This is a genomic window from Pseudoalteromonas sp. FUC4, assembly GCF_008370255.1.
Classification (GTDB): domain Bacteria; phylum Pseudomonadota; class Gammaproteobacteria; order Enterobacterales; family Alteromonadaceae; genus Pseudoalteromonas.
Window position 1 is genome coordinate 97,799 of the sequence record NZ_SEUI01000008.1, and the last position, 17,725, is coordinate 115,523.

The following is a 17,725-nucleotide window of genomic DNA, read 5'->3' on the forward strand; positions in this document are numbered from 1 at the left end:
TATACCCAGTTCATGCAAGGCAAGTCATTATTTGCACTCAAAACTTAGAGTACCCTCAATACAGTTACAATATATATGAGTTAATTAGTTTTTAACTTTGCTTTATAGGGTGGTTATACTTCTCAGTACGCTCTATTACTTTAATTAGTTCAGCATTGAATCGAATATATTGTTTTTTACTCTGTAACGCATTGGTATTTTTTTCCTGCAATTATTAGCATTGCGTTGTTACCTTTCCCCCAAAATAAAACATCTTCATTTATATATTTATTACCCGATGCACTTCTTTCTCGATTAAGTAAATAAGTATGATTATTGAAAGTAAGCTCAGCATTGCTCTGATTAATAACATTGAGATTTACAGTGCTTTTGTCACATAAGTAGGTGGTACTTATTTGCGGGTCGTTACATGCCGTTAAGCTAAGTAAACCGGCCACTATAGACAAATATACTTTCATCATTCCTCCATTTACTTTTAAGCCACTGCTTTTAGATGACTTATCTATTTTGTTTATATGAGAATAACAAAGCAAAATTAACCGTTGGTGAAAATTACGCTTTACGTTATGTTTATAGCAATATTTTTTGAGCTGGGAAGCTTTATGGCAGGCACTAACCTTTTAACGTTATTAGATGATATAACTACTTTACTTGATGACATTGCGACAATGAGTAAGGTAGCAACAAAAAAAACAGCGGGTGTATTAGGCGATGACTTAGCGCTCAATGCACAGCAGGTTACAGGTGTAGCAGCAGAGCGTGAATTACCGGTTGTTTGGGCTGTGGCAAAGGGCTCATTTTTAAATAAAGCGATACTCGTACCCGCCGCTTTACTAATAAGCGTATGGCTGCCTTGGTTAATAACACCGCTTTTAATGATGGGTGGTTTGTTTTTATGTTTTGAGGGAGCTGAAAAAGTATTTGCTAAGTTTTTACCTCATCACAATGAAGCGGTAGACGAGGATGAGAAATTAGATTTAGTTGAGTACGAAAAACAAAAAATAAAAGGGGCAATAAGAACCGACTTTATTTTATCTGCTGAAATAATTGTTATTACTTTAGGTACGGTGGCAGGCGCTACATTGCTTAACCAGACTTTAGTGCTCTGCGTTATCGCTATTATAATGACGATTGGCGTTTATGGCTTGGTTGCCGGTATTGTAAAATTGGATGATGCAGGGCTTTATTTACTTAACCAATCTAAAGTGTCAGCAAATAAATTTAAAGAGTTACTGGGTAAAGGCTTACTTGCTGCAGCACCTAGATTAATGCAATTTTTAGCTTTTGCAGGCACCATTGCCATGTTTTTAGTCGGCGGTGGTATTTTAGTACATGGCGTTGAGTTACTGCATCATACGCAAGTAAATGTAACAAGCTATGCTCAGTCTGTTGCTGGCGGTACTGGTGAAGTATTAGCACCTCTTGTATTTGATGGTTTACTTGGTGTTATTGCCGGTTTAGTCGTTGTGCTTATTCACGTAGGTTATACAAAGTTATTTAAAAAATAATTAATAGCTGGTGTATTTACTACGCCAGCTTTATAAAAACCGACTTACCCGCATTCAGCTATTTCACAAAGAGATTCTAGTTCAAATTGTGCTTTAGTATTTTTTTGCTCAATAGCCTTTTTATACCAGTAAATAGCCTGTTGTTGATTTTGCTCTACGCCTTCACCATCACGATACATCTGCGCTAAATTTAATTGCCCCCACTGAGAACCCGCTTCGGCAGCTAATTTAAAGCTATCAAATGCTTCAACAAATAATCCATCTTTAAAATAAATAATGCCTTGTTGATTGTTTTTATCGAGCTTTAAGCCTTTATATAATGGCTTAGGTTTAGGGGGAAACATCACAAATCCGCCATAAAGGCTGTTGGCATAAGGGCGTAGTACGTCGTAAATAACGTCGTCTTTATATAAGCGTTTTATTTCATTGCGGGGGAGAGTAATTGTTTTAGTTGAAAAATAGTCATTTTGTACTAATTGGCTAGTACGCATTGCCAGCGTAATACTGTTATTTCGTTTATAGCTGTAGTTACTTACTTGAAAGGTAGTAAATTGCGCGTCAAAACTTATTACTTGAGCAATTTTTAGGTTTGTAAGCGTCCAAGGTTCATGGGTAAATTTATCAGCCTGCACTAAGTAGGTATCGTATAGCTTTGGTGCGCTTAAGTAATTTTGCTTTTGAGCTTCGGTATCAAGATGTTGTTGATAAAAGAAGGTGACTAACCATAGTAATAAAAAGGTGCCAATAAAGTATTTAGGGAAGCTAAGTTTTTCGGCTAATGGCAGCTGTTTAATTTTTAAAGATTCGCTTTTTCCGCATTGATAGCACTCGCGTTTATAGCTTAATTTTAAGGCGAGTATAGGCAAAATACTAAATCGCAAATAACGGCTTTTATTTACTAAATGGTAGGCGTCACTTTGGCAGTGTGGGCAGCGTATTGTTTGTGCAAAATATGGAAATGATTCGCTAGTATTGAAAAGTAACATAAAGCACGCTCCTTGTTTAATTACCTAAAGGTAAAACAAGGAGCGTGTTAGTTAAAGCTACAAACTGTAAGTAAGTATGTCTGTTATTACTTATTTTGAGCTTTAGGCTTGATAGTGGTTTTTGCATCAGCAGCCATTAGAGCAAATACAGCGTATGCAGCGGTATTTTGACGAAGCTTAGCAGGTGTTACTTTATCAAGGGTATCGTCAGCTGTATGGTGGTAATCAAAGTAATCAGTTCCATCTTGAGCAAGTTCAAAAATAGGTGCTGAGGTTGCTGCTTTAAGTGGAATTAGATCAGGGCCACCATTCGCTTGGTTTTTACCAATATGCTCAATATTTAACGGCGAAAGTTCTTTTGCAATAGCACGAACTACAGGAAGTGACTCTGCGCTTACGTTCGATTCAAAAGCATATACAACATCGGCGCCAAAATCAGATTCAGCAGCTGCAACAATATTGTTTAGCTCATTTTTATGCTGTGCAAAGTACGCTTTTGCTCCCCAAAGTCCAAGTTCTTCGGCTGCAAAAAGTACCACACGAACACTACGTTTAGTGCGCTTTACATCGCTAATATGTTTAGCGGCTGCCATTGTTAATGCAACGCCTGCACCGTCATCTAGTGCGCCAGTGCCTAAATCCCAAGAATCTAAATGCCCGCCGATCAGTACATATTGTTCTGGGTTTTCGGTACCGTTAAATTGGCCAATAACGTTATAACCTGTGCCTTCACCAAGGCTTTCGGTTTGCACATTAATATTTACCGATACGTCTTTATTTAAAGCGACTAAGCGTGCTATTTGATCCGCATCTGGGTTGGCAATGGTTACGTTAGGTATTTTTGTAACACCTTCTTTGTAGTAACTACCGCCAGTGTGTGCAAAACGATGATGGCCGGTACTTACCGAACGCATCATGTAGGCAACAGCCCCTTTTTTAGACGCTTCTATAGCGCCTGTACCACGTGCTTTTACTGCAGGTCCGTAACCATTGCCGTCTATATCGCGGTTCATGCGGTAATTAATATACGCAATTTTACCTTTTAGGCTATTTGCTGGTGCTGCAATTAACTCATCAAGTGTTTCAAATAAGACTACTGGCGCTGTGATCCCACCTGTAGGCGTGCTTATACTGTTACCTAATGCAGTTAAATGTAGAGGTTGCTCGCTTGGTGTTAGTATTTTTCCGCTTTCGCTATAACGGCGCCATTCAGGAAAAGTCGCTTCTTCAAGCCATACTTTATCAAAACCAAGCTCATTAAATTTAGCTTTAGCCCATGCCACTGCTTTTTTATCATTTTCAGTACCAGGTAAGCGCGGGCCTACTTCAGTTGTTAATGACTCTAGTAATTTATAGCTTAAATCACTATTTAGAGCAGAGGTGCGCACTTCGTTTACTTGTTGTAATTGCTTTTGGGTAAATTCGGCGCTGTTAGCGTTTGCAGCCATACTGCTAGTAAGCAGTAATGCGGTAATGATTTTTTTCATTTGGGTAAGCCTTTTTAATAATTAACACTATTAAAGCATGTAATAAACGCTATAAAAAATAGATGAGATGAATAGGCGCTGTAATGGGTTTAATGCTGTTAGGTATAATACCAACCTGTATAAATCTTTGATCAATTTAACGAATTAAATTCCACTATAACGTCGTTAAAAATTTTTTATTTAGAACAACTAGATACAAAAATTTTTGCCTAGTTCTAGCGTAATTTTCTTAACGTTAAATAGACCCCATATATAAGCAGATTGGTATAAACGTTTAGATGTAAAAAAGCCCACGTAAATGTACGTGGGCTATATTTTAAAGCTGTTATTTAAGGCATTTATTTAAAAGCTAAATTGCGCTGCTAAACGAAGATTTGTACCCTCGCCAACAGTTACATTACTCGTGCCGCCACCACCTAAATAGCTCTTATCAAATAAGTTTTCGATGTTAAGGCGTAAGTTAATATCGGTATTGCTTAAGTTAAACTTATAAGTGGCGCCTACATCAACACGTGTATAGGCATCTTTAGTAATTGTATTATCGCTATCTGCAAAGCGCTCGCCTTCATAAAAAGCACCAGCGTTAAAAGCAATCGCATCATTTAGCTCATAACGAGTCCACAGAGATGCTGACCACTTAGGTGCGTCGGTCGGGCGTTTACCTTGCAGCTCCTCATTCGCTCTTTCATAGTTCGCATCTAAATACATCGCAGAGGCCATTACAAATAAACGATCTGTTGCAGCGCCTTGTGCTGCAACTTCAAAGCCTTTGTGGCGTTGTTCACCCACCTGATTTGTCTCGGTTGTAACTGAGCCAATAGGAGTCTCAAGGTCTTCAGTTACCAGCGTTCCGTTTTTACTTATATCGAAAACGGCTCCACTAAGCAGTAAGCGGTCATCAAGCAGTTGCCATTTTATACCTAGTTCTCTTTGTTCAGAGGTAACAGCATCTATTTCCATACCGAAGTTGATATCTTTATCATTAGTGATGGTTTCATTTTGTGGCTCAAAACCTTCTGTATAACTGGCATAGATAGTGGCCGATGCATTTGGATGATAAAGTACGCCAAATTTAGGTAAGAAAGATTCGTTATTTTGGCCTTCACGTGTTTGCTTATCAAAGCGAGCACCAACAGACACCTGCCATTGTTCAGAGAAAGTAATTAAGTCTTGCGCATATAAACCATAGTAGTCGTATTCAGTTTCGCTTTTAGTGAGATCTGTTTTATAGCTGATATCTGGACGGGCAGGTTCATTTTGGCCTGCTGTAAAACTAAATGAATCAGCAGATGTACGCAGTTGACCATAATAGTAGTCAAGCGAGTTAGCACCAATTAGAAATTGGTGTTGTATGCCAGCCGTTTCAAATTCACCAATAAAATCGATAAATGCTGTTGTAAACTGCCAATCATCAAAGCGATCGTATGGATTCGAGGTGTATGTATTAGTTTGCGCGTCGTAAGAATTTCGACTAGGAGATGACTCAAAACGTTGACGCTCAAAAGTCTGCTCGTTATAACCAAGCTTTACTTGCCAGTCATCGGTTAAAAATACCTCTAGGTCTACACCTAGGTTTTCTACGGTAATATCGGTAAACGCCCAAGACATATCACGGATTGTTTTATCATCACCAATTACATTGGCATTATCGTCTATCCATGCGCCCGTATCTAAACCGGCTTCGTCGTCTGTGCGGTCGTAATGCACACGTACTAATGCGTTATCGCTAATATCGTAATCTACAACTAAAGCACCTAAAAAGCGGTCGCGTTCACGATTTTCACCATTTTGGTACTCACGCCAGTAGTCAACGTCTTGCTTTACTAAAATACCACGAGCACGTAAATCTTCTGATTCAGTTAATGCGCCTGCAGCATCTACCATAAAGCGAGTTGAACCATGCTGATCTACATCGGCACTGGCATTAAATAATGTTTGTGCTGTAGGCTTTTTAGTTACCATGTTAACCAAGCCACCTGGGCCTGACTGACCATATAAAATGCTTGATGGGCCTTTAATTACTTCAACTTGTTGCAAAATTTCGATTGGTTGCTGATAGTGCGACCAATGCTGATGACCGTCGCGTAAATAACCTGTCGATGAGCTCAGCTCAAAGCCGCGTAAGTTAAATACTTCGCGATTTCGTTGTTGTGAGCCTGCAGTTAAGCTTGCGTCATTTGTGAGTACTTCGCCAAGTGTCGTGGCAAGCTGTTCGCTAATAATAGTGTCTGTTATTACAGTGACAGATTGTGCGGTTTCAAGTAATGAAGCTGATGTTCTCATTGCGCCATTAGCGTTATCTACTTTGTAATCGTTAAAGTAGCTACCCTTTACTTCTATGCGTTCAAGGTCGGTAGTGTTTGCATATGTGCTTGTTGAAATGCTTGCTAATAGTGCTATGTAAATAGAATTCAGTTTCATTAATTGCTTCCAGCGTAGATATGTAAAAAACAATCGCGATCTTAATGCAAACTACTATCATTTTCAACATCTTTCATTAACATGTTTTATAATGTGTTTGTTAATGGTTGCCAATTACGAATTCTGCTATTATAAGCTGCATATTAGTGGGGCTTTCTCCCATGTTATTTTATTGCTATGGAACTTACTGTGACTTCAACTGCTTTTTCATCTTTGGCTTTACCGGCTGGACTCGTTGATAACTTATCAACACTTGGTTATGCCCACATGACACCTGTACAAGCGCAAAGTTTGCCGCCTGTACTTGCTGGTAAAGACATCATTGCTCAGGCAAAAACCGGTTCAGGTAAAACTGCTGCGTTTAGCTTGGGTGTGTTAGCTAAATTAAACGTAAAACGCTTTCGTATTCAATCTTTAGTTTTGTGTCCGACTCGTGAACTTGCCGAGCAGGTTGCGGTTGAAATGCGTAAATTAGCACGTGGTATTCATAATATTAAAATATTGACGTTATGTGGTGGTGTATCAATTGGTCCGCAAATAGGCTCGCTCGAACATGGTGCGCATATTATTGTTGGCACGCCAGGGCGTGTTGATGACCATATTCGTAAAGGTACTTTACGTTTAGATGATGTTGAAACATTGGTGCTTGATGAAGCCGATCAAATGCTTGATATGGGTTTTCAAGACACCCTTGATGCAATTATTGAGCGTATTCCACAAAATCGTCAAACATTGTTATTTAGCGCTACATTCCCAAGAGCTATTGAAGCAATTGCTAAGCGTGTACTTAAAAATCCAGAAATGGTTAAAGTAGAAGAAGAGCAAGCCAAAAGCACAATTAAGCAGTACTTCTACAAAATGGATAACAATAAGCAGCGTTATCCAACGCTTAAGTTATTACTTCTTAAATTTACACCACAAAGCTGTGTTGTATTTTGTAATACCAAAGTAGAAACTCAACAAGTGTGTGATGATTTAGCTGACGAAGGCTTCAGCGCTGTTGCATTGCACGGTGATTTAGAGCAACGCGATCGTGAACGTACGCTAATTCACTTTTCAAATAAAAGTGCTTCAATACTTGTTGCAACCGATGTTGCTGCACGAGGTTTAGATATAGATGACATGGATATGGTTATTAACTACCATTTAGCACATGACACGCAAACACATGTTCACCGTGTTGGCCGAACTGGACGTGCCGGTAAAAAGGGCATTGCTTGTTCTATTTATGGTGAAGCTGAAGCATTTAAAATTGCACAAATTGGGGAGCATTACGAGCGTGATATTACTCCAGAGCAAATGCCGCCGTTTAATTTATTAGATAAACCGCCGTACCGACCTGAAATGGTTACTTTGATGATTGATTCAGGTAAAAAGCAAAAAGTACGTGCAGGTGATATCCTTGGTGCTCTAACAGGTAAGGATGGAGTTGCAGGTCGTCAAGTAGGTAAAATTAACGTACTTGATAACGTAGCATTTGTTGCTGTTGAACGTAATTCATCAAAACCAGCACTTCGCAAACTAACCGAAGGCAACATTAAAGGGCGTAAAATACGCGCTCGTCGCCTTACTCGTTAATTTAAACGGCTAAATTAACAAATTAGCGAGCAGCTACCTTTAGCTGCTCGTATTGTAATTTTATTTTTTTAAACTTAACTTCACAACCATTTGGTTTATCTGGGTGCATTTGTAATGCAAGTTGTCTCCAGCGCTTTTGAACGTTTTTAAGAGTGAAATTTTCAGGTAACTTCCATTCTAAAGCCAACGCTTTAAATTCATTTTCATTTAATGCTTGTTGTGGTGATGTCGTTTTAAACTGACGCCAAAAACTATTCAAAAGCTCATCAATTTGATCTTCATCCGTATCGTAATTATGCCAATCTAAATAATAATCTCGCAAATTTTCGTTTGTTGTTACTAAGCTATTACCTTCTTTTTCTAAAAGCTCGATATGCAGAGTTGAAATGAGTAAACTCTGAGGGCGTAATTGTGCCTGCAGTTGGTACAATGCATTCATAATTAAAAAGTTGCGTTTAAATAAATTACGTTCAGGGCTTTTATCGAGAGTTGTAATTGCGCTGCGGTTCGTCAGTTCTGCTGCTAAAGTATGAATTTGCCAAACCTGCTTTGTTAATATTAGCTCAAAAATCTCATCAATCAGTGGGTTAAGCATTGTTTAGGCCCTAGTAGTTGGTGTATCTTCAATAAAGATTACACTGATATAAGTAACGGTTTGAAGGATTAAAATTATGCTGGGCAAGTTTAAATGCCTCTTATTTACTATATGCTGTGTATTAATAGCTCCTGGCTATGCCCAAGATACTGATTCGCTATTTGAGCAATTCAAAAACGAAGTGCAGTGGGAGCCTAAATTACAATTAGCAAACACGCTATTCACTAATAAAAACATCTCCAGAAAAGAGCGTGTCGCTGTTTATTCAGCATTGGGTAATAGTGCGTTATCGGCTGATAATTTTAAAGAATCTTTACACTATTTTAAATTACTAAAACAACATACCTCAGATACTTTCTTTCCTGATGAGCACTTTCGTGCAATTAAAATGCAAGGTGTAGTGCTTTTTTATCAAGGCTTATTTCAAAAGGCTATTACTGAATATACCCGCACTCTAGTATTAGCTGAAAAAAATGAACAATTACTCGAACAAGCAAACTTACTAAATAATATTGGCTTGGCTTATTTTAATATGAATAAGCTAGGCGATACCCTAGAGTTTTATTTAAAAGCAAAAGCTATTTACGAAGCACACGGGAGTGAGCAAGATCAAACCGATATATTGCTTAATATAGCAGGTGTTTATATACGTTTATCACGCTACGATAGTGCGTTTGGCCTTTATCAAGATGTGCTTAAGGTTTATAAGCGATTAGATGATAAAAGCGGTATTGCGCAGGTATATAATAATATGGGTGTTGCTCATATGGAGAGTAACCAATTTGACTTAGCACTGCATTATTATCAGTTAGCGCTGCGTTATTATATTTCAGCCAATGATTATAATAAGTTATCTACACAATATACTAATTTGGCAAATACTAATTTAGTATTGAAAAAAGTTGATGAGGCATACGAGCAAGCTAAATTAGGTGAGCACTATGCGCTTAAAATAGATAACCATAATTTGGAGCTCAATGCGCTACACGCGCTGGCTAAAATTCAGTTTGTTAAGGGAGATTTAGAAGAGGCTCAAATAAATTTAGATAGAGCTATTTTACTTGCTCATGAATATGGCAGTGAGCGAATAATTAGGGAGAGCTTAGGCGCTAAAGCACTTCTTGAGGCTAGTAAAGGTGATTATTCAAGCGCTATGGCTCTGCAACAAAAGTATATTAGTGAGCAACGAAAACTTAGAAGTACGGCAATTATCAATGCATTAGCAGTTCTTCAAAACCAATTTAAAGCAACGCAATTAAACCAAGAAATAGAAAAACTTAAACAAGATCGCCGTGTGCAAAAGCTAAAAATGTCGCAGCGTTCCCAGCTTACTCTATTCTCTTTTTTACTGTTACTTTTAGTTGTTGTAACAGGTATTGCGCTTTATCGTCGTGGTGCAGAAAAACGAGCTAAGCAGCTGTTAACAGAACAAGTTACACAGCGCACAGCCGAGTTACAGGCGATTGCACAAGAGCTCAGAGAAGCCAACGATGTTAAAAGTCAGTTTTTAGCTAATATTAGCCACGAAATTCGCACCCCTCTCACAGCTATATTAGGGCAAACAGATGCTTTAATTAATGGGTTATATGAGCCAGAATCACTTAAAGATGAGTTAAGAGTAATTCAGCGCCATAGCGATCATTTAAAAAGCTTAATAAACGACGTACTCGATTTAAGTAAAATTGAAGCCAATAGATTAGAGTTAAATATTTCGTGCTTTGATATTGTAGCGCTTGTAAATGATGTGCACGCAATGTTCATCACCCAAGCAAAAGCAAAAAATCTACACCTTATTTTAGACAATCAAGTGGGTAATGAGTTTTACACTAAGCTCGACTTGATTCGCGTAAAGCAGATTCTGATAAATTTATGTGCAAATGCTATTAAGTTCACTCATTCTGGGCAGGTTATCATTGCTTTAAATAAGAGTGAGCAGGGGCTAGTTATTATTGTAAAAGATACCGGTATAGGTATGAGCTCTAAACAGTTAAAGCTTATTTTTGAATGTTTCAGTCAAGCAGATAACAGTATTAGCCGCCGTTTTGGTGGTACGGGCTTAGGCCTTAGCTTATCGCAACAATTGGCCTCTATGATGGGCGGTTATATAAGCGTACAAAGCGAATATAAAAAAGGCAGTCAATTCTCGTTTTTCTTACCCTGTGCAGAAGTAAATAAATCGCAAAGCATGATTGAAACTCAAAGTGTTCCTAAGGCAAATAAACAATTAACCGGTCGTGTTCTACTTGCAGAAGATCATCCTGACAATCGTAGGTTAATAAGCCGCTACTTACGTTCAATGGGGCTGGAGGTTATTGCTGTTGAGAATGGTGAGCAAGCGGTAGAGAAGTGCTTACAAGAGTATCCGGATTTAGTTTTACTCGACATTCAAATGCCCGTGATGGATGGGCGTTCTGCTTTTACACTATTAAAGAAATGTGGTTTTGAACGGCCTATTTTTGCTTTAACCGCAAATGCTATGAGCCATGAAGTAGATAGTTATTTAGAGCTTGGATTTACTGGTTACTTAGGTAAACCGATCGATAAAGAGTCATTTTATAAAGCACTTTCTAATCACCTCAATAGCGCAGAGAATCAGCCAATTACAAAGCAAAGTGAAGTTGATATGAGCGATCTCGTGATTAGCTTTAAGCAAAGCTTTGCTTTAGAGAGTGAAACAATTACTCAGCATTTTATAAGCGAGGATTTAGATGCGCTACAAAAAGATAGTCACCGCATCTTAGGAGCTGCGCAAATGTTTGGCTTAGATGAAATTGCGCAATCAGCAAAAAGTTTAGATAGAGCACTTATACGTAGAACCCAAAAGAGTAGTGGGGGTGACTTTAAAACGTTAGTTACTTCGCTGCAGAGCGTACTAAAAAAGTATAATGATACCAATTCCAATAAATAGCTGATCTATTTTATTTACTAAAACAACCCATTTCTTTGTTGTAAATTTCGCAAAGGGAACAACCATTTACATCAATTCACGCCTAGAACTGAATTATTTTTTCGGCGTAAAATTTAGATCTCATACTTAATGGAATTGGTATGAAAGCTAAACTGTATTTAATCTAGACACAAAAAAAGCGCCTAAGGCGCTTTTTTTATCCAATTAAAACGCGTTTATTGGCGTCTCATCGAATCAAAAAATTCGTTATTGGTTTTGCTCATCGATAATTTATCGATTAAGAATTCCATAGCATCAATTTCTGACATGTCATGAACAATTTTACGTAAAATCCAAAGCTTTTGAAGCTCATCTGGTTTTGTTAGTAATTCTTCACGACGAGTACCTGAGCGGTTAAAGTCGATAGCTGGGAATACACGTCTTTCCGCAATTTTACGGTTAAGGTGTAATTCCATATTACCAGTACCTTTAAACTCTTCGTAGATAACTTCATCCATTTTAGAGCCAGTGTCGATAAGCGCTGTAGCTATAATTGTTAAGCTACCGCCTTCCTCAACGTTACGTGCAGCACCAAAAAAGCGCTTAGGTTTGTGTAATGCATTAGCGTCAACACCACCAGTAAGTACTTTACCTGATGAAGGAATAACGGTGTTATAAGCACGTGCTAAACGAGTGATTGAATCCAGTAAGATAACAACATCTTTTTTATGCTCAACTAAACGTTTTGCTTTTTCGATAACCATTTCGGCAACTTGTACGTGACGAGAAGCTGGCTCATCGAACGTTGATGCAATAACTTCGCCTTTAACGAGGCGTTGCATCTCTGTTACTTCTTCCGGACGTTCATCAATAAGTAAAACCATTAATGTTACATCAGGATGATTATGCGTAATTGATTGTGCAATGTTTTGAAGTAGCATTGTTTTACCCGCTTTTGGCGGAGCTACCAACAAGCCACGTTGACCGCGGCCAATAGGAGATGCTAAATCAAGTACACGGGCTGTAATATCTTCTTTACTGCCGTTACCACGTTCCATGCGAAAACGTTCGTTTGCATGTAGTGGAGTAAGGTTTTCAAAAAGAATTTTAGTTCGAGAGTTTTCAGGTTTATCAAAGTTAACTTCATTTACTTTAAGTAAAGCAAAGTAACGTTCACCGTCTTTAGGTGGACGAATAAGACCTGAAATTGAATCGCCAGTACGCATGCTGAAACGGCGAATTTGGCTAGGTGAAACATAAATGTCATCTGGCCCAGCTAAGTAAGAGGCTTCTGATGATCTTAAGAAGCCGAAACCATCTTGTAAAATCTCTAATACACCGCCGCCGAAGATATTCTCTCCGCCTTTGGCATGGGATTTAAGAATGGCAAAAATGATATCTTGCTTTCTTAAGCGGGCTACGTTTTCGAGCCCCATGGACTCAGCTAAGTCTACAAGCTCTTTAATCGACTTGTCTTTTAATTCGCGTAAATGCATATTGGTGGGTTCTTTATTACAGTTGTCATACTCAAAATCGCTTTGATCGTTGAGTGAGGTTTGTTGAATATAACTAAGGATTAGTTGGCTTTATAAACTAGCAGTTCACTGGCAAAGCGTCCAGTCTTTATACAAAATAAATTTAAAAAAGGGCAAAAAAGCCCTTTTTATTGTTCTAGCTTACTGTTAGATGTTGTTTTCTAAAAACTCGATAAGTTGAGTTTTTGAAAGAGCACCTACTTTCGTTGCAGCTACTTGGCCATCTTTAAAAAGAAGTAAAGTAGGAATACCACGAATACCAAACTTTGGCGGTGTGCCAGCATTTTGGTCAATATTTAATTTAGCAACAGTCACACGGCTGTCGTATTCATCAGCAACTTCGTGAAGAATAGGGGCGATCATTTTACAAGGTCCACACCATTCAGCCCAGAAATCTACTAGTACTGGTTTGTCTGATTGTAATACGTCAGCTTCAAAGCTATCGTCAGTAATTTGGATTATTTTCTCGCTCATTGCGCTCTCCGATTTAGTTAGGCGAAATATTTAGTGCGTATTTAAACACTCTTGTTTCTTATTGCAAGTTTAAACGTTATGCTTAAACGCTATGACTAAGACACATTTAACCGATAAAAAGTTTTCAGACTTTGCTATCGCACCGGAAGTGGTTGCCGGTTTAACCGAGAATGGGTTTGAATATTGCACACCTATTCAAGCAAAATGCCTACCTTTTATTTGTGATGGACGCGATATCGCGGGCCAAGCTCAAACGGGTACAGGCAAAACGTTGGCGTTTTTAACCGCCACGTGCCATCGGTTATTACAATCTAGCAAAGCACCTAGTAAACATCCAAGAGCCCTGATCATGGCCCCTACTCGGGAGCTTGCGATTCAGATACACAAAGATGCTAAAATTTTAGCGCCGCACTGTAATCTTAACTTAGGTTTAGTATATGGTGGCGAAGATTACGAAAAACAACGTGCACAACTAGAAAAAGGCGTTGATATTTTAATTGGTACTACAGGTCGCCTAATTGATCTGTATAAGCAAGGCTGTTACACCCTTAATGAAATTGAGGTAGTCGTGCTTGATGAAGCTGATCGTATGTTCGATTTAGGTTTTATCAAAGATATTCGCTATATGTTCGATCGTATGCCAGATACATCAAAGCGTTTAAACTTATTATTTTCTGCCACATTATCGTATCGCGTACAAGAATTAGCTTTTGAACACATGACAAACCCTGAGCATGTTCAAATTGAACCTGACGTTAAAACGGGTAAGCGTATTCAAGAAGAGTTATTTCATCCTTCACAAGAAGATAAAATTAAGCTGTTGTTAACCTTAATTGAAGAAGAATGGCCAGATAAAGCAATTGTATTCGCTAATACCAAGCACAGTTGTGAAACAGTTTATGCTTGGCTTAAATCTGATGGTCATCGTGTTGGTATGCTAACAGGCGATGTTAACCAGAAAAAACGCCAAACTATATTAGCGCAATTCAGCAAAGGCGAATTAGACTTTTTAGTTGCAACCGATGTTGCTGCGCGTGGTCTTCATATCCCAGAAGTAAGTCATGTATTTAACTTTGATTTACCTGATGATTGTGAAGATTATGTACACCGTATTGGTCGTACTGGTCGTGCTGGAGCATCAGGTCATGCAATTAGTTTTGCGTGTGAGCAATATGCATACAACCTGCATGAAATTGAAGAGTATATAGAGCACAGCATTCCTTTATCGCATTATGATAAAACAGCATTGCTAGATGATTTAACTCAGCCTATTATTCAAAGAAAGCGCAACTATTCAAATGGTCCACGTAATCGCAGTAATAACAGCGGACGTCGCCCAAATAATAGTTACCAAAAAGGACGGTCGTAAGCGACCGTTTGTATAAGCAGTAGTAACTAGAGGTTTTTGAACGGTGGGGCAACTTAAACCGCAAAAAAATGTATACGCAGTTATTGATTTGGGCTCAAATAGCTTTCATATGCTTATAGCCAAATCAATTGCTGGCGGTCTACAAACAATTGGACGTGTTAAACGCAAAGTCCGATTAGCCGCAGGGCTTGATAAAGATAACGTATTGAGCACTGAAGCAATGCAGCGAGGCTGGGAATGCCTTGCCCTTTTTGCTGAGCGTCTACAAGATATCCCAGATAAAAACATCACCATAGTAGCCACTGCTACCTTGCGCTTAGCGACTAACGCCGAAGTATTTAAAAATCATGCCGAGAAGATTCTTGGTCATAACATCAATGTTATTAGCGGAGAATTAGAAGCGCGCACAATTTATAAAGGTGTTGCCCATACTTCTTCTTGTACTGGTAAACAGCTGGTTATTGATATTGGTGGTGCAAGTACCGAAGTTGTAATTGGTAAGGCATTTGATGCCTTACATTACAAAAGCCTCAACATGGGGTGTGTTACTTATCTTGAACGCTACTTTAAAGATTGCCAACTAAGTAAGAGTAACTTTAACGCAGCAATAAAAGCAGCTCGTACAGTCATTGATGAAATTTCTCCAGAGTATAAAGCTGCTGGGTGGCAAATTGCATCTGGAGCTTCTGGTACAGTACAAGCAATTCAAGAAATTATGGTCGCGCAAAATCTTGACGACTTACTTACACTTGAAAAGCTCAACACTATAAAAGATCAAGCAATTGCATTTAGCACTATTGCAGCGCTAGACCTTCCTGGATTAAGTGAAGACCGTCGACTGGTATTTGTATCAGGACTCGCAATCTTAATCGCACTATTTGAATCTCTTGAAATAGAAAAAATGGGATTGGCGGGCGGGGCACTGCGTGAAGGTGTTTTATATAGCATGGTTCCGGAGTTTCATAATAACGATATTCGCAAACGCACAGTTGATGGGTTTATGAGTTGTTATCACGTTGATCAAAAACAAGCGTGTCGAGTTTCAAGCTTAGCTATGCAGTTAGCGGTAAATATTGATAAAGATTGGCCAATTGAAAGTTTAAATGGGTTACCACTATTAAAAGCGGTAGCGCAGCTTCATGAGATTGGATTACTAATAGAGTATAAGCAGTACCATAAACATACCGCTTATATTTTGGAAAATACCGATATGCCTGGTTTTTCACAGTCAGAGCATAAATTAATAGTAGCGGTAGCAGATGCACATCGATCTGATTTTCCAAAAGGCTGTTTTAATTCACTCGGGGTAAATAGTCTATTAGCGCAATATATAGTGAGATTACTACGAATATCAGTCATCTTATCAATGCGAAGACAAGATGATGTACTGCCTAAGTTTGAGTTAACTGCTAAAAATGAAGTGTTAGACCTTAAGTTTGAAAGTAACTGGTTAAAAGATCATCCATTAATGGCCAGCGAGCTACAACAAGAGTCTAAACAGCAAGGTAAACTTGGCTGGAAGCTCATAGTAAACTAATCAAAAAGGCCCATCAGGGCCTTTTTAGTGTTTAAAGTAACCATTTCGATGTAAATATGTGCGAACAGCACATTATTTCAAGTTTTCTTCAAAAAAGGGTTGATCTGTTTTCGGATCTCCCTATAATGCGACCCCACTGAGACGGGATACGGCGACGCGCAGCGGACAACGCATAGCGAGGCACGAACTACTCAGAGAGTTAAATAAAACTTCGGTTTTAAATCTTCCAAAAGAAAGTTTAAAACAAAGTGTTGACTCGAAAAATAAAGGGTGTATTATTCGCATCCCTTGAGACGCTAAAGCGACTCAAAACGTTCTTTAACAATATAAAGCAANGACCCCACTGAGACGGGATACGGCGACGCGCAGCGGACAACGCATAGCGAGGCACGAACTACTCAGAGAGTTAAATAAAACTTCGGTTTTAAATCTTCCAAAAGAAAGTTTAAAACAAAGTGTTGACTCGAAAAATAAAGGGTGTATTATTCGCATCCCTTGAGACGCTAAAGCGACTCAAAACGTTCTTTAACAATATAAAGCAATCATCTGTGTGGGCACTCGTACAGATTGAGTTCTAACAGCCAAACTGCTTCGGTAGCGAGGCAAAAAAATTAGAGTCTCAATTGAAAGCTGAGTGACCAACAGAATAGTTATTTCGGTAATTATTCGGCACAGTCAATTCAATATCGAAAGATATTAAAAAATTCAGAATTCATTGAGCTGTCGAAAGACATAAAACTTTTTAATTGAAGAGTTTGATCATGGCTCAGATTGAACGCTGGCGGCAGGCCTAACACATGCAAGTCGAGCGGTAACAGAAAGTAGCTTGCTACTTTGCTGACCGGTAATTATTCGGCACAGTCAATTCAATATCGAAAGATATTAAAAAATTCAGAATTCATTGAGCTGTCGAAAGACATAAAACTTTTTAATTGAAGAGTTTGATCATGGCTCAGATTGAACGCTGGCGGCAGGCCTAACACATGCAAGTCGAGCGGTAACAGAAAGTAGCTTGCTACTTTGCTGACGAGCGGCGGACGGGTGAGTAATGCTTGGGAACATGCCTTGAGGTGGGGGACAACAGTTGGAAACGACTGCTAATACCGCATAAYGTCTACGGACCAAAGGGGGCTTCGGCTCTCGCCTTTAGATTGGCCCAAGTGGGATTAGCTAGTTGGTGAGGTAATGGCTCACCAAGGCGACGATCCCTAGCTGGTTTGAGAGGATGATCAGCCACACTGGGACTGAGACACGGCCCAGACTCCTACGGGAGGCAGCAGTGGGGAATATTGCACAATGGGCGCAAGCCTGATGCAGCCATGCCGCGTGTGTGAAGAAGGCCTTCGGG

12 protein-coding genes and 1 rRNA gene are annotated in these 17,725 nt (G+C 38.9%); 6 read left to right on the forward strand and 7 right to left on the reverse strand.

Annotated elements, in window-relative coordinates:
• Positions 1-176: 176 nt before the first annotated feature.
• A complete protein-coding gene (locus EU510_RS18455; protein WP_149594664.1) occupies positions 177-458 on the reverse strand; it encodes an MliC family protein in 282 nt (93 codons plus the stop codon).
• A 144-nt stretch (positions 459-602) separates the two neighbouring features.
• On the opposite strand from EU510_RS18455, the gene EU510_RS18460 reads away from it, so the two are divergent.
• Complete coding sequence (locus EU510_RS18460; protein WP_149594665.1) at positions 603-1,508, forward strand: DUF808 domain-containing protein; 906 nt, start codon at positions 603-605, stop codon at positions 1,506-1,508.
• A 44-nt stretch (positions 1,509-1,552) separates the two neighbouring features.
• On the opposite strand, the gene EU510_RS18465 is transcribed toward EU510_RS18460, so the two are convergent.
• From EU510_RS18465 to EU510_RS18475, 3 genes are all read right to left on the reverse strand, one after another.
• Entirely contained in the window at positions 1,553-2,494 is a 942-nt protein-coding gene (locus EU510_RS18465) for a tetratricopeptide repeat protein (protein ID WP_149594666.1), read from the reverse strand.
• An 86-nt stretch (positions 2,495-2,580) separates the two neighbouring features.
• A complete protein-coding gene (locus EU510_RS18470; protein ID WP_149594667.1) occupies positions 2,581-3,981 on the reverse strand; it encodes a M20/M25/M40 family metallo-hydrolase in 1,401 nt (466 codons plus the stop codon).
• 342 nt (positions 3,982-4,323) lie between these two features.
• Positions 4,324-6,402 carry a TonB-dependent siderophore receptor gene (locus EU510_RS18475; protein ID WP_149594668.1) on the reverse strand — a complete coding sequence of 693 codons (2,079 nt, stop codon included), beginning with the start codon at positions 6,400-6,402 and terminating at the stop codon, positions 4,324-4,326.
• A 189-nt stretch (positions 6,403-6,591) separates the two neighbouring features.
• Here EU510_RS18475 and dbpA point away from each other — a divergent pair, with 189 nt between their 5' ends.
• Positions 6,592-7,980, forward strand: coding sequence for an ATP-dependent RNA helicase DbpA (gene dbpA / locus EU510_RS18480; protein WP_165743273.1), 1,389 nt, complete (start codon positions 6,592-6,594; stop codon positions 7,978-7,980).
• A gap of 22 nt (positions 7,981-8,002) precedes the next feature.
• Here the strand turns inward: dbpA and EU510_RS18485 are convergent, their stop codons facing one another.
• Complete coding sequence (locus tag EU510_RS18485; RefSeq protein ID WP_149594670.1) at positions 8,003-8,575, reverse strand: DNA-J related domain-containing protein; 573 nt, start codon at positions 8,573-8,575, stop codon at positions 8,003-8,005.
• Between the two features lie 76 nt (positions 8,576-8,651).
• On the opposite strand from EU510_RS18485, the gene EU510_RS18490 reads away from it, so the two are divergent.
• Positions 8,652-11,483 (forward strand): ATP-binding protein, encoded by a 2,832-nt coding sequence (locus EU510_RS18490; protein WP_149594671.1) that lies wholly within the window; start codon positions 8,652-8,654, stop codon positions 11,481-11,483.
• 215 nt (positions 11,484-11,698) lie between these two features.
• On the opposite strand, the gene rho is transcribed toward EU510_RS18490, so the two are convergent.
• Entirely contained in the window at positions 11,699-12,958 is a 1,260-nt protein-coding gene (gene rho, locus EU510_RS18495; RefSeq protein WP_149594672.1) for a transcription termination factor Rho, read from the reverse strand.
• A gap of 186 nt (positions 12,959-13,144) precedes the next feature.
• On the reverse strand, positions 13,145-13,471 hold the full coding sequence (gene trxA / locus EU510_RS18500; protein WP_002960942.1) for a thioredoxin TrxA: 327 nt from the start codon (positions 13,469-13,471) through the stop codon (positions 13,145-13,147).
• Positions 13,472-13,562: 91 nt separating this feature from the next.
• Between trxA and rhlB the strand changes: the two genes are divergently transcribed.
• The 3 genes from rhlB to EU510_RS18515 form a co-directional block, all read left to right on the forward strand.
• Positions 13,563-14,840, forward strand: a complete 1,278-nt coding sequence (gene rhlB, locus EU510_RS18505; protein ID WP_149594673.1) for an ATP-dependent RNA helicase RhlB — start codon at positions 13,563-13,565, stop codon at positions 14,838-14,840.
• Positions 14,841-14,883: 43 nt separating this feature from the next.
• Entirely contained in the window at positions 14,884-16,377 is a 1,494-nt protein-coding gene (gene gppA / locus EU510_RS18510) for a guanosine-5'-triphosphate,3'-diphosphate diphosphatase (protein ID WP_149594674.1), read from the forward strand.
• A gap of 929 nt (positions 16,378-17,306) precedes the next feature.
• Positions 17,307-17,725: ribosomal RNA gene (locus EU510_RS18515) — 16S ribosomal RNA — on the forward strand; the annotation flags it as partial.

Bases quoted from the DNA above. Each gene is read 5' to 3' on its own strand.
- EU510_RS18455 (WP_149594664.1), bottom strand. From the start codon at position 458: ATGAAAGTATATTTGTCTATAGTGGCCGGTTTACTTAGCTTAACGGCA.
- EU510_RS18460 (WP_149594665.1), top strand. From the start codon at position 603: ATGGCAGGCACTAACCTTTTAACGTTATTAGATGATATAACTACTTTA.
- EU510_RS18465 (WP_149594666.1), bottom strand. From the start codon at position 2,494: ATGTTACTTTTCAATACTAGCGAATCATTTCCATATTTTGCACAAACA.
- EU510_RS18470 (WP_149594667.1), bottom strand. From the start codon at position 3,981: ATGAAAAAAATCATTACCGCATTACTGCTTACTAGCAGTATGGCTGCA.
- EU510_RS18475 (WP_149594668.1), bottom strand. From the start codon at position 6,402: ATGAAACTGAATTCTATTTACATAGCACTATTAGCAAGCATTTCAACA.
- EU510_RS18485 (WP_149594670.1), bottom strand. From the start codon at position 8,575: ATGCTTAACCCACTGATTGATGAGATTTTTGAGCTAATATTAACAAAG.
- EU510_RS18490 (WP_149594671.1), top strand. From the start codon at position 8,652: ATGCTGGGCAAGTTTAAATGCCTCTTATTTACTATATGCTGTGTATTA.
- rho (WP_149594672.1), bottom strand. From the start codon at position 12,958: ATGCATTTACGCGAATTAAAAGACAAGTCGATTAAAGAGCTTGTAGAC.
- trxA (WP_002960942.1), bottom strand. From the start codon at position 13,471: ATGAGCGAGAAAATAATCCAAATTACTGACGATAGCTTTGAAGCTGAC.
- rhlB (WP_149594673.1), top strand. From the start codon at position 13,563: ATGACTAAGACACATTTAACCGATAAAAAGTTTTCAGACTTTGCTATC.